At 53.8% G+C, this 19,414-nt stretch carries 22 protein-coding genes and 1 riboswitch; of the genes, 17 read left to right on the forward strand and 5 right to left on the reverse strand.

Annotated features, from left to right (window positions below):
• Positions 1-399 carry a hypothetical protein gene (locus IPN28_02780; GenBank protein ID QQS57766.1) on the reverse strand — a complete coding sequence of 133 codons (399 nt, stop codon included), beginning with the start codon at positions 397-399 and terminating at the stop codon, positions 1-3.
• Between the two features lie 142 nt (positions 400-541).
• On the opposite strand from IPN28_02780, the gene IPN28_02785 reads away from it, so the two are divergent.
• From IPN28_02785 to IPN28_02795, 3 genes are all read left to right on the forward strand, one after another.
• Positions 542-2,332, forward strand: coding sequence for an acyl-CoA dehydrogenase C-terminal domain-containing protein (locus tag IPN28_02785; protein QQS57767.1), 1,791 nt, complete (start codon positions 542-544; stop codon positions 2,330-2,332).
• Between the two features lie 81 nt (positions 2,333-2,413).
• Positions 2,414-4,078 (forward strand): sel1 repeat family protein, encoded by a 1,665-nt coding sequence (locus IPN28_02790; protein QQS57768.1) that lies wholly within the window; start codon positions 2,414-2,416, stop codon positions 4,076-4,078.
• A 111-nt stretch (positions 4,079-4,189) separates the two neighbouring features.
• Positions 4,190-6,103 carry an AAA family ATPase gene (locus IPN28_02795; GenBank protein QQS57769.1) on the forward strand — a complete coding sequence of 638 codons (1,914 nt, stop codon included), beginning with the start codon at positions 4,190-4,192 and terminating at the stop codon, positions 6,101-6,103.
• 162 nt (positions 6,104-6,265) lie between these two features.
• Here IPN28_02795 and IPN28_02800 read toward each other — a convergent pair whose 3' ends face one another.
• Positions 6,266-8,125 carry a hypothetical protein gene (locus IPN28_02800; GenBank protein QQS57770.1) on the reverse strand — a complete coding sequence of 620 codons (1,860 nt, stop codon included), beginning with the start codon at positions 8,123-8,125 and terminating at the stop codon, positions 6,266-6,268.
• Between the two features lie 181 nt (positions 8,126-8,306).
• On the opposite strand from IPN28_02800, the gene IPN28_02805 reads away from it, so the two are divergent.
• Genes IPN28_02805 through IPN28_02815 form a run of 3 tightly spaced genes read left to right on the forward strand, consistent with a single transcriptional unit; the run spans position 8,307 to position 9,544 of the window.
• Positions 8,307-8,633 carry an SCP2 sterol-binding domain-containing protein gene (locus IPN28_02805; GenBank protein QQS57771.1) on the forward strand — a complete coding sequence of 109 codons (327 nt, stop codon included), beginning with the start codon at positions 8,307-8,309 and terminating at the stop codon, positions 8,631-8,633.
• A 49-nt stretch (positions 8,634-8,682) separates the two neighbouring features.
• The gene (locus IPN28_02810) at positions 8,683-9,096 is read left to right on the forward strand and encodes a hypothetical protein (GenBank protein ID QQS57772.1); all 414 of its coding nucleotides are present in this window, start codon (positions 8,683-8,685) and stop codon (positions 9,094-9,096) included.
• Positions 9,086-9,544 (forward strand): TIR domain-containing protein, encoded by a 459-nt coding sequence (locus tag IPN28_02815; GenBank protein ID QQS57773.1) that lies wholly within the window; start codon positions 9,086-9,088, stop codon positions 9,542-9,544. Before IPN28_02810 ends, IPN28_02815 begins: the two co-directional genes overlap by 11 nt.
• 59 nt (positions 9,545-9,603) lie before the next feature.
• Here IPN28_02815 and IPN28_02820 read toward each other — a convergent pair whose 3' ends face one another.
• Positions 9,604-10,095: an SCO family protein gene (locus tag IPN28_02820; GenBank protein QQS58515.1), complete on the reverse strand. Its 492-nt coding sequence runs from the start codon at positions 10,093-10,095 to the stop codon at positions 9,604-9,606.
• A gap of 313 nt (positions 10,096-10,408) precedes the next feature.
• A riboswitch (TPP riboswitch) is annotated at positions 10,409-10,509 on the forward strand.
• On the opposite strand from IPN28_02820, the gene thiC reads away from it, so the two are divergent.
• The 10 genes from thiC to IPN28_02870 all read left to right on the forward strand — a co-directional run bounded on the left by thiC (position 10,505) and on the right by IPN28_02870 (position 16,739).
• Positions 10,505-12,361, forward strand: coding sequence for a phosphomethylpyrimidine synthase ThiC (gene thiC, locus IPN28_02825; protein QQS57774.1), 1,857 nt, complete (start codon positions 10,505-10,507; stop codon positions 12,359-12,361). Its footprint overlaps the riboswitch before it by 5 nt.
• 2 nt (positions 12,362-12,363) lie before the next feature.
• Positions 12,364-12,723: an alkylphosphonate utilization protein gene (locus tag IPN28_02830; protein QQS57775.1), complete on the forward strand. Its 360-nt coding sequence runs from the start codon at positions 12,364-12,366 to the stop codon at positions 12,721-12,723.
• A gap of 23 nt (positions 12,724-12,746) precedes the next feature.
• Positions 12,747-13,307, forward strand: a complete 561-nt coding sequence (locus IPN28_02835; protein QQS57776.1) for a hypothetical protein — start codon at positions 12,747-12,749, stop codon at positions 13,305-13,307.
• Positions 13,304-13,540, forward strand: coding sequence for a hypothetical protein (locus IPN28_02840; protein ID QQS57777.1), 237 nt, complete (start codon positions 13,304-13,306; stop codon positions 13,538-13,540). The genes IPN28_02835 and IPN28_02840 overlap by 4 nt, the downstream gene beginning before the upstream one ends.
• Position 13,541: 1 nt before the next feature.
• Complete coding sequence (locus IPN28_02845; protein ID QQS57778.1) at positions 13,542-14,012, forward strand: hypothetical protein; 471 nt, start codon at positions 13,542-13,544, stop codon at positions 14,010-14,012.
• A gap of 116 nt (positions 14,013-14,128) precedes the next feature.
• A complete protein-coding gene (locus tag IPN28_02850) occupies positions 14,129-14,827 on the forward strand; it encodes a hypothetical protein (protein ID QQS57779.1) in 699 nt (232 codons plus the stop codon).
• The gene (locus IPN28_02855) at positions 14,824-15,465 is read left to right on the forward strand and encodes a hypothetical protein (GenBank protein QQS57780.1); all 642 of its coding nucleotides are present in this window, start codon (positions 14,824-14,826) and stop codon (positions 15,463-15,465) included. The genes IPN28_02850 and IPN28_02855 overlap by 4 nt, the downstream gene beginning before the upstream one ends.
• Before the next feature lie 83 nt (positions 15,466-15,548).
• A complete protein-coding gene (locus tag IPN28_02860) occupies positions 15,549-16,178 on the forward strand; it encodes a LysE family translocator (protein QQS57781.1) in 630 nt (209 codons plus the stop codon).
• On the forward strand, positions 16,178-16,390 hold the full coding sequence (locus IPN28_02865) for a hypothetical protein (protein QQS57782.1): 213 nt from the start codon (positions 16,178-16,180) through the stop codon (positions 16,388-16,390). The genes IPN28_02860 and IPN28_02865 overlap by 1 nt, the downstream gene beginning before the upstream one ends.
• A 19-nt stretch (positions 16,391-16,409) precedes the next feature.
• Entirely contained in the window at positions 16,410-16,739 is a 330-nt protein-coding gene (locus IPN28_02870; protein ID QQS57783.1) for a hypothetical protein, read from the forward strand.
• 11 nt (positions 16,740-16,750) lie between these two features.
• Here IPN28_02870 and IPN28_02875 read toward each other — a convergent pair whose 3' ends face one another.
• Complete coding sequence (locus tag IPN28_02875) at positions 16,751-17,986, reverse strand: MFS transporter (GenBank protein QQS57784.1); 1,236 nt, start codon at positions 17,984-17,986, stop codon at positions 16,751-16,753.
• Between the two features lie 132 nt (positions 17,987-18,118).
• Here IPN28_02875 and IPN28_02880 point away from each other — a divergent pair, with 132 nt between their 5' ends.
• Entirely contained in the window at positions 18,119-18,604 is a 486-nt protein-coding gene (locus tag IPN28_02880; GenBank protein ID QQS57785.1) for a peroxiredoxin, read from the forward strand.
• Between the two features lie 10 nt (positions 18,605-18,614).
• On the opposite strand, the gene IPN28_02885 is transcribed toward IPN28_02880, so the two are convergent.
• Positions 18,615-19,409: a hypothetical protein gene (locus tag IPN28_02885; GenBank protein ID QQS57786.1), complete on the reverse strand. Its 795-nt coding sequence runs from the start codon at positions 19,407-19,409 to the stop codon at positions 18,615-18,617.
• Positions 19,410-19,414: the final 5 nt, after the last annotated feature.

Consider the following 19,414-nt stretch of genomic DNA (forward strand, 5'->3'; position numbering starts at 1 on the left):
TCACGCCAAGTCAATCGCTTGAATTTCTATAATAACATGATCGGGGTTCTGCCCCGACCGCATCGAGGCGTTGTTCGCCAGCCCCGTTGGATGTTCCGGTGAGAGCTGCTCGAAACAGTCGAAGGAAAGGCAGGGGGGATGTTCACCTTTAAAAAGCCCGAGGCCAAATATTTCGGAAATAAAAAGTTTGAGGTTGGCATCGCCCGTGATCTCGCGGGAAAAAGTCATGGTCAGCTTGCCTTGTTCCCAGTCCACGTCGCCGTAATGGTCTTCGGCCATTCTCCGGGCCTGCTCCAGAGGATAATGGTCCCTCGCCCGGGGAACAGGCGCAACGCCTTCACCCTCAGAAGCCGCGGCGGCTTTCCTGTATTGGTCAATCGGGATAACTTTATCGGCCACCAGACCCTCCCTGTATTTATTTTTCAAAAATTATACGTCAAACGCAAAAAAATGACAAAAACTTCCTGAAAAAGGGTTTTCAGGCAGCGCCAGCGGACTTTTTGGATATAATGGTAAAAAACGATAGACAGGTCTCAAGCCCATGCCCTCATACCGCCCCCCGATAGATGATATCCGCTTTATCCTTCACGATGTCCTTAAGGCCGAGAGTCTTTCCAGCCTGCAGGGATATCAGGATTTTTCGCAGGATTTGATGAACCAGATCATCGGAGAGGGCGCCAAAATCTGCGAGGAGGTTCTCTTCCCGTTAAATCAGAGCGGCGATGCCGAGGGCTGCATCCTTGAAAATGGTGTGGTCCGCACCCCCAAGGGCTTCAAGGATGCCTATGAGACGTTTACCCAAGGTGGCTGGTGCGGCCTCAGCGCCGATCCCGAATATGGCGGCATGGGGATGCCGATGCTGCTCAACACCGTCATGCAGGAAATGATCTGCGCCGCGAATATGTCCTTCGGGATGTATCCCGGCCTCTCGCAGGGGGCTTACGAGGCGTTGCATCATTTCGGCACGGACGAGCAGAAGGCGCTCTACCTGCCTAAACTCATATCCGGCGAATGGTCCGGCACCATGTGCCTGACCGAGCCGCATTGCGGCACCGACCTCGGCCTGATCAAAACGAAGGCGCAACCGCAAGCCGACGGCTCCTGCACAATCGACGGCACCAAAATATTTATATCGGCGGGCGAGCACGACCTCGCGGAAAATATCGTCCATCTGGTGCTGGCCAAGCTTCCCGATGCCCCCGAAGGCGTGAAGGGAATCTCCCTGTTCGTCGTCCCCAAATTCCTGCCCAAGGATGACGGCAGCGTCGGCCCGCGCAACGGCGTCTCCTGCGGCTCCATTGAGCATAAGATGGGCATCAAGGCTTCCAGCACCTGCGTTATGAATTTCGACGGCGCAATCGGCTGGCTGGTCGGCGAACCCCATAAAGGCCTCAAGGCCATGTTCACCATGATGAACGCGGCACGCCTCGGCGTGGCCATGCAGGGGCTGGGCATCGCGGAGGTGGCCTATCAGAACGCGGTGATCTACGCAAAAGATCGCCTGCAAATGCGAAGTCTCAAGGGTGCGAAGAATCCTGAAAAGCCCGCCGATCCCATCATCGTCCACCCCGATGTGCGCCGGATGCTGCTGACCGGAAAAGCCTTCGTCGAAGGCTCCCGTGCGCTCTCCTATTGGGTCGGGATGAATCTCGATATCTCGCACCGCCACCCAGACGCGCAGGAAAAACAGAGGGCGGACGATCTCGTCGCGCTATTGACGCCCATCGTGAAAGCCTATCAGACCGACATGGGCACCGAAGTGGCGATCCTCGCGCAGCAGGTCTATGGTGGCCATGGCTATATCTGGGAATGGGGCATGGAACAGTATGTCCGCGATGCCCGCATCGCGCAAATCTATGAGGGCACCAACGGCATTCAGGCTCTCGATCTCGTCGGCAGGAAAATGCCGCTGGGCTACGGCCGCCTCTTGCGCCGATTCTTCCACCCCGTGCAGGAGTTCATCAACGCCGAACAGACAAATCCAAAGCTTCAGGAATTCGTCTTCGCACTGGCCAAGGCTTTCGCCAAGTTGCAGCAAAGCACGGCCACTATCGCGCAGAAGGGGCTGAAGAACCCGGAAGAGGCCGGAGCGGCGTCAACGGATTACTTGCGCCAGTTCGCGCTGGTGGCGCTGGCCTATATGTGGTGCCTGATTGTGAAAACGGCTCAGGAAAAGCTGGAGCAGGGCAGCGCGGATAAAGCGTTTCTGGAGGCCAAACTCAAAACCGCCCGCTTCTTCATGGAACGGATGCTCCCCGAATCCGAGGCGCGGTTCCGCATGGTCATGGCCGGGGCGGCAACGCTGATGGATATGAAAGAAAGCGAATTTTAGTATATAAAATGATATAAATTTGACTCTCCAATAAGAATTAAAGTATAGTAATGCATAAGCGTATATAACAAAGAGGCGCTTATGACCGCAACGAATGAAGAGTTCATCCGGCTTCGTAAGGACTTTCAGGACTTCAAAAAATATAAAAGACTTCGCAATCACTCAACCTATTCCGATTTGTTAAAGAAAATGACGTCCTGCGCTATCGCGCTGGCGGAGGATCACGGCGATTTAAAACCAATATTCTGGCTATCGGAGGAAAGCATTTTCGGATCGGCCTATACACTTCTGGAACCACCCCTGATAGAGACCTATCTGAAAAAGGGCGTGGAGCAGGGCGACAGCGAGGCGACAAGAGTTTATGCCGAATATTTGTGGAAAGGCGGGAACGGGCGCTACCTCTCCCTGCGCCGTAAGAACCGCCCGAAAGCAATAGAGCTGATCGAAAAACACGTAAACTCCGATGAAGGGAATAACAGTTCACGCCTGTTTTTAGCGGAAGCGCTTGTTTTTTATGATCCCACGCCTGAAAACATTTCCCGCTCCCGGGAGATGTTTCTCGACCTGATAGGAAAGGAATACACCCCGGCCTACGACAGGTATTACAGGTATTTTCTCTTTGAGGCCGGGGCGGTCAGGGATCGTCCAGACGAAGCGTTCATCTTGCTCTCTAAGGCTTACGAGCGGATTGCAAAACAAACCGGAGAAAACTGGAAGCCTGTCATGGGCAAAATCAGCTTTCATCTCGGCCTCTGCTATGCGGAGGGGATCGGCTGTTCAAAGAATATGGAGAAGGCTAAGAACCTGATCCGCATCAGCTTGTCGAAGGAAAACCGCGATGCTTATTATTGGCTCAAAAACAGAAAGCTTTATCCGCGGCTTGGAGCCTCTGAAAGCACCGACGATCATTATGACGTCAAAAGTTTCACCCCAGAAAGGTTCAAGCAACTCAAGAATAAAATCAGAGAATGGTCGGCGTCAAAGCAGGCGAAAAGCCTCAGTACGCTCATGCCACTGGAATCCGAAGCCGTGGCTTGTGCCAAATACCTTGCCGAAAGGAAATCCAACATCGACGCGCTTTTCTGGCTATCCGATAATTATTTCGGCCCGGGCGTGAAAATGAGAACGCAACTCGACGAAGGGCAGTATGAATCTTATCTCTGCCGAGCCGCCGAAAAAGGGCATCAGGGAGCACAGCAGGTGCTGGCGAGATATTATGCAGGCCTCTCGCCTGTAATCTCCCCGCTGCAGGTGGACCTCATCCGCGCCGCCGAATGGATGGAAAAAGCGGCCGCAACGGGGGGAGCGTGGGCAAGGAGCGATCTGGTTTTTCTGCTTCTTGATTACAGGGCCGCACACACACAGGATTCCTTGAAGCGCGCCGAACGTCTGTTAAAAGGGCTGATCGCCGAAGGCGATTTATGGGCGTTGTTCGTGTATTACGACAAATATTATTTTCAAAACGAAAAGATCAGGTCGCAGCCTGAAGAAGCCTTCGCACTGCTGCAAAAGGGGAAGGACAGGATTGAAAAGGAAAACCGCATGGACAAATGGAGCCAGAGAATATTCCTGCTTCTGGGGCTTTCATATGCCGAAGGTGTCGGCTGCAAAAAAGATATCGGCAAGGCGGCTGAATATATGCGTAAAAGTGTAGCCGCGTGGCACGAAAAGGGCGAGGCATACTGGTGGCTGCAAGCAAGGAATCTTCTGGAAGATGTTAATACTGAAAAAGCCCGTAAAGCCTAGGAGAAAAAAGGAAAAATGAAAAGCCGAAAAAACCGAAAGATCACGTATCGGATAAGTTTGTATTTTTTTTCAAATAAGAGCAGAATGGCAAAAAAACAACGAGGTTGATCCATGGCCGCTGAGTTTACGGTTGAGCGCTTTTTCTCACTCCGCGACGAATATGAAAGACTATGCAAGGCCCACGACAAGGGGCCGGACGGTTTCACGCGCCTGGAGTCCATTGAGGACCAGGTGCTCTCCTGCGCCAAATATCTGGCCGAGCATGAGGAAAATGTCGATGCCAGGGTCTGGCTCTGCGACCAGCGCCTCTACGGCACCTGCCGCACGGAGTTGAACCCCGACCAGTTTGAAAAATATCTGGTCTTCGCGGCGGGAAAGGACCATCTGCAGGGCACCCGCCTGCTGGCCAAACATTATTACGGCTGGGATAAAATCATCTCCCCCGCGCAGATTGATCGCACAAAAGCGATGGAACTCTTCGAAAAGGCCGCCGCAACCGGCGACCTCGAAAGCCGCTATGACCTTGCGCTCGTCCTTCTGGAGGCAGAGGAGGGCAAAACCGATACTGCGCGCGCCCGACGGATACTTCAGGATTTGATGGACGAATCCTACCCTCCCGCCTTTTTCTCCTATTTCGCAAAATTTTTCCTGATGTCCGGTTCGATCAAGGAAATCCCGAAGGAGGGTTATGCTCACCTGAACAACGGAATTCAGGCTCTGAAGGACGGCAAGCACGAATGCGCGGACTGGTTCCGCGAACGCCTCACCTATTACACCGCCCTTTGCAATGCTGAAGGCTATGGCTGCGAAAAGGATGTAGAGAAGGCCATCCACCTCATGAAACAGAGCGCCGAGATCACCCCTTACGGCGATGCCTATTTCTGGCTCAAGAACAAGGGTCTGGAGCGTCTGGTCGAATTGCCCCCCGTCCCGGGGCAGGATCACGCGGAAACCCCGCCGGACACAAAACCCACCATATTCTCGCCCGGCTCCTTCGGCGGCGACGGCGTGGCGAAATCTTCGACCGAGGGCGACTCGCCCGAATTTTACGAAACGCGGATCGACCTCGAAAAGCCGCTGACCTTTATTAATTTCGGCGACGCCAAGGGCCGCGAGGCCGGAAAACGGGCGCTGGATATCCGCCCCGACCTGACCAAGGACGACCTCGATAAAATCCTTCTGCCCTTCGAGAAGATGGTGGGGCTGGAGAACGTCAAGGAGCAGGTCCGCGCCCTGTTCTACATGGTGTTGGCCGACAGCCGCCGCCGTTCACAAGGCATCGTCAGCGGCTACCGCCCCTCCCTGCATATGGTCTTTTCGGGCAACCCCGGCACGGGCAAAACCACCGTCGCCCGCCTCGTAGGCGAAATCCTCAAGAAACTCGGCTATCTCAAGCGCGGCCATGTGGTGGAAGTGGACCGCTCCAAGCTCGTCGGCGAATATATCGGCCAGAGCGAGCATATCACCGCCGAAATCCTCAAACGCGCCCGCGACGGCGTTTTGTTCGTCGATGAGGCCTACGATCTGGAGGTGCCGGATTCCTACCGCGATTACGGCCACCACATCATCGCGATGATCATGAAGGCGATGGAGGACCAGCGCAACAACATGGTCGTCATCTTCGCGGGCTTTAAGGACGAAATGAAATGGTTCATCGAATCCAACGCCGGTCTGCGCTCCCGCATCAGCGCCTTCGTCGATTTCCCCGATTACGCGGATGACGAACTGCTGGACATCTTCAAAATCTACTGCAAAAACCTGTCCTACACCCTCGCGGACGAGGCTGCGGACAAGATCAAAGGTGTCCTCAAGGCCATGGAACCGGGCCGCAAGGACAAGTTCGGCAATGCCCGCGGCATGCGGAACCTCTTCGACGAAACCGTCATCAAACAGGCCCGCCGCGTGGTCGAGCAGGACGTGACCGACAAGGACGCACTCGTCCTCATCCTCCCCGAAGACGTCCCCGGCACCTACACCCCCGGCAGCACCGACGGCAAGATCGCGTATCTGGCGTCGCGCCGATAGAAGCGCGTACAAAAAAGAAAAAAGCCGATCTATCACAATCGGCTTTTTTCGTTACGCAGCTTTATAACTCAGGTAGTAAACGCAGGAGCTGTTTTACGCAGAAACTAAACGCAGCAATCAAACGCAGTGAACGCAGGGTACGCAGTAAAAGACGCAGTATTCCTAGGGTGTTTCCAGCTGGGCTTCGAGAAGGCGGATGCGCTCCTCGTATTTCCGCTGGATGCCCTGAAGCTCGGACTGGGCACTGGCCAGCTCCTGCTCCATGGCTGAAAGTTTGGCGAGTTGGGACTGCTCCGTGACCTGCGGGTCGAACAGCATCGTCTCCAGCTCCTGTTTTTCCGTGGTGCACTGCTGGCGCGCGGCCTGCAGCTGGCGGCCCAGACGCTTGATCTGGCGCTCCGCCTCGTTATAGCGCATCGTAGCGCGCTCAAGGTTCCAGTTATCCGAAGAAACGGACAGGCGCTCGTCCTCCGAGTCCTTGAGCGAGGTCTTCAGTTCCGTATCCAGAAGGCTGTTTTCCTTGGACAAGCGCCCGACCTCCTGCTCCAGCTCGCGGATTTTATCGCGCATCTGGATAAAATCCTCTCCGGCCGCACCGCTGCTCGGTTCGATGGCGGACGGGGCATCGGGGGCTTCGTCTGTAAAGGAGGCTTGCACGAACGCGGCATCGTCCACGGCGGGCGCTTCATCGGGCGCAGGCGCATCGGCGGCGATATCGGTGAAATCAGCCTCCATCTTGGTCGTTTGCTTGGTCATTTTATAGGCCGGAATCGTCACAGACGTATGCTCAGGCGCGGATTTCGCTTCCTCAGAAGAGGCGGCAGGGCTGGCGCTCTTCTTTTTAGGCAAAACGCGCTCACCCTTGAAATGGATGATCTCGCCCTTCGGCGCAGCAGCATCAGGCGCAGGTGAAACTTCGGCGCTGGCCGAGGAGGTCTCCTCACGCGGCGGCAGGGCCGCAGGACCGTTATCGTCTGAGGAAGAAGGCGGGGACTTCATGGCGCGGGCGGGTTCGCTGGAAGAAGACGAAGGCTCCCCCTGCTCTTTCAACTGGCGGGCCAACTTCTCGGTATAGCGTTCGCCCTTCACGGGTTTGATCGCGGCAGGTTCGGGCGCAGACTCTCCCAGCAGAGGCGGCAATTCGTCGGGAATATTGGCGCGGGAATCCTGCGGAATGGAATCGGAAATATCACCGGCAGGAATCGCATCGCTGGACGCAAAGGCATCCGGTGCGGCGGGCTCCGGCGCGGCGGAAGCCTCCGCAGAACCACCCTTGAATTCGTTCGCCAACGAGTCGATCTTCGCCAGAATGTCTTTCTTGTCGCTGGTTTGCTCGTCCTGACTCAGGATCGGCGCCTCATCCGCCGGAGGTGAAGAAATTTCAGGCGGGGCAAGTGTGTCGGAAGAAGAATCGGAGGCCATAATCACAGCCTCTTCAGCGGGAGAAAGCGAAGCTTCGGCTTCTTGCGCGGCTGCCAGCTCCGGCGGGTTCTCAACCTCATCGATCGCGGCCATGGCCGGAGCGGGCGGGTTGATGCAGGTGTTATACTCGTCCATCGCCTTGGCGAAGCCCGTGAGGTAAAGCCGGAACTGGTTGCTCTGGATGGAGAGGTCAAGCGTCGCCGCGTCTTGCAGCGCCGCCGCGAAATCGGCCTTGGAACTGATAGAGGAACTCAGCACACTGCCTTTGGCGGCGGTGGCCTGAAACACCTCGCGGGAACCGCCGGGGACGCTGTAGACGATCTCGTACTTGCGGCCCGCCTCGAAACTGGACTGCCGGAAATCGAGGTCCAGCGTGTCGAACCCGTCGCGGTCACCGGAAATTTTAATCGCAAACCCGTTATTGAAGGAATTGGACAAGGCGCAAGTGGGCGCGCTCTCATCCCCGCCTTGCGCGGCGACGCTCCAGCGCTGCGTGGGATAGAAGTAAAGCTCCGGGTCTCCGGCGAAGGCCAGTGTACCGATACAGGTGGTCACAAGGCATCCCGCAAGCAGGGAAGTCGCTAGTCGTCGTTTCGCCATCGTCAGTACCCTAGAGAGAAAATTTTGAAGTCGGATCAGGCAGTAAAGAGAAGACAAGAAAGAAGCGGCCGGACGGCCAATAGAGGAGAGGTGATTCGCTCACACACATGATATTGTCCCTGTTTTCAACAGGAAGGAAAGCGTTTCTCACTTTCTTTGTGCTTATTTTTGGGGAAAAAATATGTATAGTGTCGGTATGAGCCTCGAAGACCTGCAGCAAAAGATTATGACCAAGCTATCCCTCGCCCCGCCTTTGGGCGCAAAAATCAGGTTCGACTGCGGCGAAGACGGGCTGATTTTGCTCGACGGCACCGGACCGGCCCCCGTCTTTTTCACAGGCGCGGCGGCGGAAGCCGAGGCGGACACCACGATGCACTGCACAGCGGAGACCCTGCGCGGCATCGCGGCGGGCACGACCGACCCCACCCTGGCCTATATGACCGGCAGCCTGCGGATCGAAGGCTCCCTCGGCTACGCCCTCAAACTGGCGGGGATTTTGGGGGATTGAAAACCGTCTCTTGATCTAGGTTAAGGAATCATTTTTATGGTTATTCAAAATGGCCGATAGACGTTTACATCTGGAAATGATCCAAGGGATAATCAATAGATTATCAAACAATTCTTTTCTATTAAAAGGATGGTCAGTAATTTTAGTTGCAGCTATTTTTAGTCTTGCAGATATAAATCATAGTAAACAAATGTTTATCTTGGCATATTTTCCAGCTTTCGCATTTTGGGGATTGGATGCTTATTTTCTTAGGCAAGAGAGATTGTTTCGCAAACTATACGATAGCGTTAGAGAAAAAAAAGTTGATGTAAGTTATTCGATGAATACGTCAGAATTTGAAAACGAAGTAAGTTACTCTGACGCATTTATATCAAAAACTATGTTGTGGTTTCATGGGACACTATTGATAACTCTTTTTATTGTAACACTTATAACTTTTATCGGAGATGCAAATGGCACGTAGAGTTTTTTTTAGTTTTCACTATCAGCGTGACATATGGAGAGTAAATCAAATTCGTAATATCCCGCAGGTAACTAGTTGTGCAGCCGCAGGTTTTCAAGATGCTTCCTTATGGGAGGCGGCAAAATCGAATAGCGATGAACAGATAAAACGTATGATTAATGATGCGCTTAATAATACCTCTGTCACGGTTATTTGTATTGGGGCAAAAACAGCCGGACGGAAATATATAAATTATGAGATTAGGCAATCGCTGGATCGTGGTAACGGCTTGGTAGGTATACAGATTCATCATTTAAAAGATAAGGATGGTAACGTAGACTCTTCAGGAGAAACGCCATACATGATCGAAAATGCGGGATACCAAGTGTACAAATATGTAGATGTTGAGAAACTTGCTTACAGAATTGAGGAAGCAGCTCAAATTGCGATTGCCAAGAAAAAAGCCTAGAGCCAGACCTATGATTATGGGAACGATTTAAGTAGCACATCTAAAGAACATACAAAAACCTAAATCTTCCCCTTCAAATCCTCCGCAATCTGCTCCGCCGTGTCCTTCGCGGGATAAATCGCAAGATTCGCCCCGTCCGGCCCCATGAGATAGGTAAAGGCGGAATGATCCATCATGTACCCCTCCATCCCCTCCATCTGCACTTTTGAGGCATAGACGCGATAGGCCTTCTTGACCGCCTCGATCTGCTCCGCCGTTCCCGTGAGACCGACCAGCTTCGGGTGAAACTCCGCGACATAAACCTTCAGCGCCTCGGCCGTATCCCGCTCGGGATCGACCGTGATAAAGATCGGCTGAATCTTCGCGGCCTTCTCCTCGCCCAGAATCTCCAGCGCCTGCGCCATCTTCTGCAACTCGGTCGGGCAGACTTCCGGGCAGGTCGCAAACCCGAAGAACACCAGCGTATAGGAACCCGCGTAATCCTTCTCGGTCACCGCTTTGCCGTTATGGTCGGTCAGGCTGAACGCCCCGCCGATGGAAACCCCCGGCATGGCGGGGTCGGCTGTGGTCTCGGTCGGCTTGAGGATCGTCGCCGCGCCGTCATCCTCCGCTCCGGCCTCACCGCTGGCGGTAGAGAGCGAGGAAATCTCCTCCTCGGTCTCGATATCCTGCTCCATATTCCGGTTTTTCTGATAATTGACGATTCCAAACCCGATCAGAAGCCCGATGGCCAGAAACGTAACAAGGCGGATGGCGCGCAGCATATGAAAGCTCCCTGGTGCGAATAAAAGGTGAAATCCGCACCTTTATAAAACCTTCGATCCTTCTTGACAATTCCTTTCAATCCGCCCACCTTGGGGCCATTCAAGTCCTTAGGGGTGCGCTTTTTCAAAAAAATGGCGCTGAGATCAGACCCTATGAACCTGTGGGTTAACACCTTCGAAGGGAAAGGAAAGCGAAATGTCGCCCAAAGACCATAACACCTCAACACGTTCCCCCGGCCTCTCCGATATCGCCGGAGCCACTTATGTCACGGAAAAAGAAGAGAAGGCCGCCGCCGGAACCTGCCCCTCGACGACGCACGTCACACGCGGCCCGTTGCCCGCCAGCCAGAAAACCTATGTCGGCGACCTCAAAGTCCCGATGCGGGAAATCAGCCTGACCAACGGCGAGAGTATGACGGTCTATGACACCTCCGGCCCGTATACGGATTCTGACGTTGAGTTGGACATCATGCGCGGCCTGCCCAAAACGCGCCTCAAATGGATTCTCGCCCGCGGCGATGTCGAGGAAATCGAGGGCCGCACGGTCAAGCCGATCGACAACGGCTACAAAACCGAAGCGCAGCTCAAAAACAGAAAAATCAAACACGAGAAATTCCCCGCCAGCCCGGAAAAGCCTCTGCGTGCAAAATCCGGCGCGAACGTCACACAGATGCACTACGCAAGGAAGGGCATCATCACGCCGGAGATGGAATATATCGCCATCCGCGAAAACCAGCGCCGCGCCGAAGTGCATAAGGAAAGCAAAAACGGCGAGAATTTCGGCGCCAATATCTTGCCCTTCATCTCCCCGGAATTTGTTCGCAAGGAAGTCGCGGAAGGCCGCGCGATCATCCCCGCGAATATCAACCACACGGAACTCGAGCCGATGATCATCGGCCGCAATTTCCTTGTGAAGATCAACGCCAATATCGGCAACTCCGCCGTAACATCCTCCATCGGCGAGGAGGTGGACAAGATGGTCTGGGCGATCCGCTGGGGCGGGGACACGGTGATGGATCTCTCCACCGGAAAGGACATCCACGACACCCGCGAATGGATCATCCGCAACGCCCCCGTGCCCATCGGCACCGTGCCGATCTATCAGGCGCTGGAGAAAGTCGGCGGCGTGGCCGAGGATTTGTCGTGGGAGATTTTCCGCGACACGCTGATCGAGCAGGCGGAGCAGGGCGTAGATTATTTCACCATCCATGCGGGTGTGCGCCTGCCCTATATCCGCCTCACGCAGGACCGCGTGACGGGGATCGTCTCGCGCGGCGGCTCGATCATGGCGAAATGGTGCATGACGCATCACCGCGAGTCTTTCCTCTACACCCATTTCGAGGAGATTTGCGAGATCATGAAGGCGTACGACGTTTCGTTTTCTCTGGGCGATGGATTGCGCCCCGGCTCAATCGCCGACGCCAACGACCGCGCACAGTTTGCGGAGCTGGAGACTCTCGGCGAACTGACCAAAATCGCATGGAAACATGACGTGCAGGTGATGATCGAGGGGCCGGGCCATGTTCCCATGCACCTCATTAAAATCAACATGGAAAAGCAGCTCAAGGAATGTCACGAGGCGCCGTTCTATACACTTGGCCCGCTGACCACCGATATCGCGCCGGGCTACGATCATATCACCAGCGGCATCGGCGCGGCGATGATCGGCTGGTTTGGCTGCGCGATGCTGTGCTACGTCACGCCGAAGGAGCATCTGGGCCTGCCCAACCGCGACGATGTGAAAACCGGAGTCATCACCTATAAAATCGCCGCCCACGCCGCCGACCTCGCCAAGGGCCATCCGGGCGCGCAGTTCCGCGATGATGCGCTCAGCAAGGCGCGGTTCGAGTTCCGGTGGGAGGATCAGTTTAATTTAGGGCTGGACCCGGACACGGCGCGGGAAATGCACGACGAGACGCTTCCGGCGGAAGGCGCAAAACACGCCTCCTTCTGCTCCATGTGCGGGCCGAAATTCTGCTCCATGAAAATCACGCAGGACGTGCGGGAGTTTGTGGCGAGCAACCCTGAAACCGATAAAGAAAAGGCCGCATAAGAATGACTGAATCTCTTCCCCCCTGCCCGAAATGCAAATCGCCCTACACCTACGCGGACGGGCCGCTGCTCATCTGCCCCGAATGCGCCCATGAATGGAGCGCCGCAGGAGGAGGGGACAGCGAAGGCGGCGGCGAGGAGACCGTGATTAAGGATTCCGTCGGCAACATCCTGCAGGACGGTGATAATGTGACGGTCATCAAGGATCTGAAATATCGCGGCGGCGTCGTAAAGGTCGGCACGAAGGTCAAGGGCATCCGCCTCGTCCCCGGCGCGTCGGACGGGCACGATATCGACTGCAAAATCCCCGGCATCGGGCAAATGGGCTTGAAATCGCAATTCGTCAAAAAACAGGTGGATTGACTGAAAGCATTGAGAGGGGCGGAATGTTCAAGACCAAGGAACGATCACAGGCCTTGCGCGAAGCGCTGAAGGCGCATCTCTTCCCCGCGCTCGTCAAACGCGGCTTCACCGCGCAGAAACACTCCTCCCTGTTTTATAATTTTTTCCGCACGGATGAAAAACGCGTGACCGGAATCGCCGTGCAGTGGGACCACTATCATCGCCCCAAATTCGTGGTGAATTTCCACTTCGCGCCGCTGGTGAACGATGCCGCCGGGCGCCCCGGCTTCATCCCCCTGAGCGGCGAGCAGATGGGACAGTGGCAGGAGGCGGAGAAAATCACGAAAGTCTGCGGCATCCATTCCGGCCGCCTCCACGCCGGAACGGGAAAAGAAAGGGGATACGAGCGCTGGTTCAAATGCCCGTTTCTGAACTATTCCCTCAATAAAAACGTCTGCGAAAAAGTGGCGCAACGCTGCGCCGCGCTCCTCCCCGTCATGGAGGAATGGATCGAGGCGGCGGATGATGAACGCCTCGCGAACGAATGGTTCAAGGATCATATCTCCTATTTCGGGACAGGCGCAGCAAAGGACAAGGCGGCGTGATAAACGATAGTGAAAAAATAGACGGTTTGATCCTCTCGGCGTGCAGTAAAAATTTCCTCAAGGTCGCGTGGATCATCGGCGATGTGTGCACCGCGCTGGGAGAAATACCCTACGATGATAACGGGCTGATCATTGAAAAGCGCATCCGCGTACTGATCGAACAAGGAAAGCTGGAAGGCGCAGGGGATTTAAGCCGCTGGCGCGAAAGCGAAATCCGATTATTGGTAGAGTGAAATGAACCTCAGCGATTTCGAGCGGCGTTTTCTGGACCGCTTTCAAAAGGAAGTGGCGGCGGATTTTGAAATCGGGCGCAATGATTACGGGATTCTCACCCTCACCAAAAAAGCCCCGTGCGAGGAAATTGGCACGCTTAATGTATTTGTAAAACCGCACGACATCATGATCAGCTGTAAGGTGACACATACGCATTGCGCTGTAGGCTTTATTGATCAGGATAGGCGCACGGACGACCCCGAACATGACATGATCACGGAGGCGATCGGCAAGGTCAATGATTTCATCAACGACCGCATTGTGGTGAGCGAAACTCGTGCGCCGAACGGGAACTTGATTGGCTCCGGCTGGAGCCCGCTCTCCGCCGTCAATTTTGAAAACCCCGAATACCAAAAGCTGATCGAGGACATGCACGGCACCCCCATCACCGAACACAAATGGACTTGGAGCGGCCCGTTCAAGAAAAATTGATCGGGAAGGACCGGAGGGTGTGGTATTTTAGACCGATCCGAAATTTTGCAGCATGAAGATTTAGAAGGTCAGGGGTTTTAGTGGCGAAGACTGAAACGGCTGAAACCAGGTAAAAAATGGATATGACTCCCCCAGAAGACACAAAAAAAAATAAAAGCTCATTTATCTTTACAGCAATAAGTACGCTTCTAATTGTGATTTCTACATGTATCTTAGGATTTTCTATTCCTTCTATCGAACAAAGCGTTTCTAACTTAGAATCTAAAATATACGATAGACAAACAAGATTAGATAAATCTTTTGATGCGTGGGAAATAAGCGGGAGGCGCATGGAAGATGCTGAGCTTTTGCTTATCATGATTAATTTAAGTAAACCCACTGAAGTGCCTGAGTATATGCTTAGACACGCTGCAAAACAAATGTTTACAGCTGTAACACAAAGATACTTAGCTGCTCGAACAGATGGGCTAACTGAAAAAAAACAAAAAGAAATTCAAAATCTAGTTGATAATTCAGTTTTTGGTGGGGAAGAAGATGACCGTAAATTGGCTCAGTTTTTAGATCAGCTGGCAGATGATTTTGAGCATCTTGGCAATAATGTTTTAGCAAAAGAAAAAAAAGATTTTCAAAATGAAGCAAGAGATCAGAAAACAAGGATAAAAACGCTAAGAGATGCTTCGGTAATTATGCAAATAATAAGTTTGTTTTTGCTCCTTTTAAAAGAGTCTTGGGGTGATTTCGTATTATCTTTTAAAGATATAAGAGTATCTGTAAAAAAATCACTACAAAAAATAAAGAAGATCTTACTACTATGATAGTTTATAAATATTATTCTTCTCAATACGATTACTCAATAAAAGCAGGTTTTTTTTATCTTAATACGTTTGAGAATATTAGAAGACATGACAGCTCCCAACTCATCGGAGATCCACAAGAAGCTGTCGCAACTCATAGCGTTAATATAGACATTTTTTCAGATTCTCCAGCCACAACTGCAAGGCTAAATGCAGCTACTTTGGGCATGATCCAAATTAGTGGTTCCTATGGCACTATTATAAGAAATAGTAATTTTTCATCCATACTTCCTAATGCTTATATGTTTTGTGTAACACAAGTAAGAAATGATGATTATTGGCAACGTGTTTGTAATTACAACAGGTGTCTAAGAATAGAAAATTTTATAGATTTCTCTGGACAGATATCCATAGCACTCTCAGAACAGCAAATAAGACATGCCTTTTCTATTCGAGAGTGTACTTACAATCAGAGAACAGGCCGAGTCACAAACCAAGAGTTTGAGGTCGACACACCTTGTTACTTTAAAAAAACGCCTGCTCATTTAGATCAACAAGAGTGTAGGTCTGTTTTTGTCCCTGTGCCAGCCCAGACACAGCATACACTGACTCCCATAAATCTTTATCTAGGTATAAATGGTATTTCTTTTATTTATTAACTATATGTATTGTTAAAGACTTATGCTCGTACAAAATTCAAGGTAAGTTTATCATTCATATTTTTAAAATCAAACCTTAACCCATGACCTCAACCCAACTCCTCCTCGCGGCGCTGCCGTTTTTCTCCTTCTTCCTCGTCGCCTCCATCACGCCGGGGCCGAACAATTTCATGCTGGCCGCCTCGGGCATGAATTACGGCACTCGCCGCACCGTGCCGCATATGCTGGGCGTGGCGGTGGGCTTCTGCTCGCTTATGCTGCTCTGTATGCTGGGTGTCGGCGCGGTGTTCCAGACCTTTCCGGCGCTGCAATTCGCCCTAAAAACCCTCGCCGCCCTCTATCTTCTCTATCTCGCCTATCAGATGGCGCGGGAGGCGCTCTCCCAACCGTCCGGCGCGGACGGCCCGAACGAAAATCCGGCCCGCAAGCCGATGAGCTTCACACAGGCCGCGCTCTTTCAATATATCAACCCGAAAGCGTGGGTGATGGGCATAACCTCCACCGCCACCTTCCTGCCCGCCGCCGCGCTGCTCTCGGAAAAAACCGCCTTGATCGTGCTGGCCGTGCTGTTCATCGGCGTGCCCTGCATTATCATCTGGACCCTGTTCGGAACGGTGATGGCCGTACTTTTTACCTCCGATAAAACCCGCAAGCTCGTGAATTTGACGCTCGCCCTCCTGCTGGTCGCCACCATCCCGATGATGGTGCTGTGATGCGTTTCTTAATCCTCCCCGCCATGCTTCTCCTGTGCGCCTGCGTGACAGACGACATCCGCGCCCCGTCCCTCTCCGGCAACCCCTCGAAGATGAGCGCCGATACCCTGTGCTACCGCGCCGCCTACGCAAAGGAAGACCCGGCCTTGATCGAAGAGGTCAAGGCGCGTAATCTCGACTGCGGGGAGATACTGGACTCCCAGCCCTTCTGAGTTTAAAGGACCGCGCCGCATGGATGAGGAATTGCAGATGGAACAGGAAGCCGAAGCCCCCGCCGCCCCGTGGCGCTGGGATCAGGGGCCGCACGCCCCCGCGCTCACCACCTATCACGTTCTGAACGGCTCCCCCATCCTGCGCGTCACGCACTACGCCGACGATAGCTCATGGGCCTTCCTCTGCGGCAAGACCGACGACATCGCCGACGCGCTGCTCGTCCCCATGGAACGCGCCGTGAGCCTCGACCCCACGCTGTCCGCAGTGATCGACCTCGAACCCGGATGGACCGCGTTCCGTTCCGCCATCGGCGGCCCATGGTCCCGCGAGAAAAACGATTTTGAGTGAGCGGTAAGCGCCTACGTCTCAATCCGCAGCGCCCGGAACTTCGGCGACAGCGCCGCCACCGCCCCCACCACCGCGATCGTCCCCAGACCGCCCAGAATGATCGACGGCACCAGCCCGAACAGTGTGGCCGCCGCGCCGCTCTCGAACGCACCGATCTCGTTGGAGGAAATGATGAACATTGAATTCACCGCCGAGACCCGCCCGCGCATATGTTCGGGCGTCAGAAGCTGCATCAGCGTCCCCCGGATCACCATGGAGACGCTATCGAACGCTCCCGACAGCGCCAGGAAAAAAACCGCCGCCAGAACGCTGGTCGAAAGCCCGAACCCGACCATCGACACGCCGAACCCGCCCACAACGATCAGCAGCCGCCGTGCCGTAACGATCTTAAGCGGCCGTCCCGCGAAATAAAGCGCGGTCAAAATCGCCCCCATGGCGGGAGCCGAGCGCAGGAACCCCAGTCCGACGGGACCGGTATCCAGAACCTGATCGGCGAACGCTGGCAAAATCGCCACCGCCCCGCCGAACAAAACCGCCAGCATATCCAAAGACATGATGGAGAGCAGCGTGCGGTTCTCCAGCAAAAACGCCCAGCCTTCGCGGATGCTCTGCATGACCGGGGGGCGGTCGGATTTGTCCTTCGCCGGAACATCGGCCTGTAAAAGCGTGACCATCACCACCGCCAGCCCCATCATCAAAACCGGAAACATCCACGCCCCCGACGCCCCCGCGACGGCATAAATAAGCCCCGCCAGCGTCGGTCCGCCGATCGCCGCAACCTGAAACGCCGCCGTCTGCCACGAGGAGGCGGAGGAAATACCCTCGCGGCTGACGATCTGTGGGAGCAGGGCGAAGGCGCACGGCATGATAAAGCTCCGCGCCAGCCCGGAGATAAAAATCCCGCTATAGATCACAACCAGAAGCGCCGTTTTTTCCATCGGAATAAAACCGCCCGCCGTCGCCAGCAGCATCAGCGTATTCAAAAACAGCCCGGCCAGACACAGCCGATAAATGCGGCGCGGCGAACTGACATCCACGATATGCCCGGCATAAAACGCGCAAGCGATAGCGGGCACGGCCTCGGCCAGCCCGGTCAGGCCCAGCATCCACGCGCTGCCCGTCAGGGAATAAACCTGCCAGCCGACGATGATCGCCTGCGCCTGCATCGCCGTCACCGCGCACATCCGCGTCAGCACCAGCAGACGGAAATCCCGGTTTTTCAGGAGAGAGAAATCGTAACCCTTCACGCGCTCACCCCGCTTGCGTAAACCTCTACTTCTAGACCGAAGCGGCCCAAATGTATACGCACCATTTTTGCGTGAAAGCCGCGCCGCTTCGTGCTATGAATCCGCAGGTTCCAGGAAAATGAGGGAAAAACCATGACCATCAAGATCGGCGATAAAATTCCGTCCATTAATCTCAAGCGCCTCGGTGAGGGCGGCATGGAAGACCTCAATATCGCGGATTACATCGCGAACAAAAAGGTGGTTATTTTCGCGGTCCCCGGTGCCTTCACGCCCGCCTGTTCGCAAAAACACCTCCCCGGCTATATCGAAAAGGCCAAAGACATCAAGGCCAAGGGCGTGGAGGAGATCATCTGCATCGCCGTCAACGACCCCTTCGTGATGAAACACTGGGGCGAAGCCAATGGCGCGAAGGACAAGGTCACCATGATCCCCGACGGCAACGGCGAATTCACCAAGGCTATCGGCCTCGATTTCGACGGCTCCGGCTATGGCCTCTCCACCCGCTCGAAGCGTTATTCGATGGTCGTCGAAAACGGCAAGGTGACGAAGCTCAACGTCGAAGCCAAACCCGGCGACGTCGAACTCTCCGGCGCCCAGGCGTGTGTGGTGAGTTTGTAAAACTCATTTGTCATCCCCGCGCAGGCGGGGATCCAGACCCTTTCTGATCGAACTTCCGGCGCAACGCATAAACCGCAAGCGCCAGAATTTCACCGATCCATATAGTTGGAACGATAAGGAAAAGAAGGGCTGTCAGTCTGACTTGATAAAGTCCAATCACCTGAATTAGAAAAAGCCAGGAGCACACCCAGACAAAAATCTGCCATTTAACCGGATGCTTTTCTGTTTTCTCACGATAAAGATACTTGACCTTAAAATCTTTGACCGAAAGATAGAGTGTAATAACAGCGATAAAAAAAATAACAGCGTCTACACAAAACCAAAACCAAGAAAAAATTGAAGACATAAATTTCTTGGAAAGCCAATATTGACGGGCCTCTTCAAGAGTTTTGAAATCAGTTTTTTGAGGGGTGTTGACCGTATCAAAAAAATCTGTAGCGCCGTTTCTCTCATAATGATCTCCCCGCTCGAAAATACCTTTTTCCTTTGGTTTACGGCTTGAAAAGTCCAGAACACTCGGAGCAAAGTCCCAATCATCTACAGCTTCGGTATCATAAAGCTTTTTCAGCCCTTCTGGCGTAGCCTCTTCAAAGCGGTAAGGATTTTCGCAGATGCCATCGGTAATAAGAACGATAAAACCCTTTGAGCAGGTGACTTCATCGCATTCCATCAACACGCGAAAAGAAGGGGCGCATGACATTGCAAGCGCTAGCGTGGCAGTGAAAACCACGCTAATCAGAAACCAAAAGAAAATAAAAACAAACCTCATACTATCAACATAACAGACGGCCTGAAATCGACTCAATTCAA

The organism is Alphaproteobacteria bacterium (assembly GCA_016699735.1).
Taxonomy (GTDB): Bacteria; Pseudomonadota; Alphaproteobacteria; order Micavibrionales; family Micavibrionaceae; genus JAGNKE01.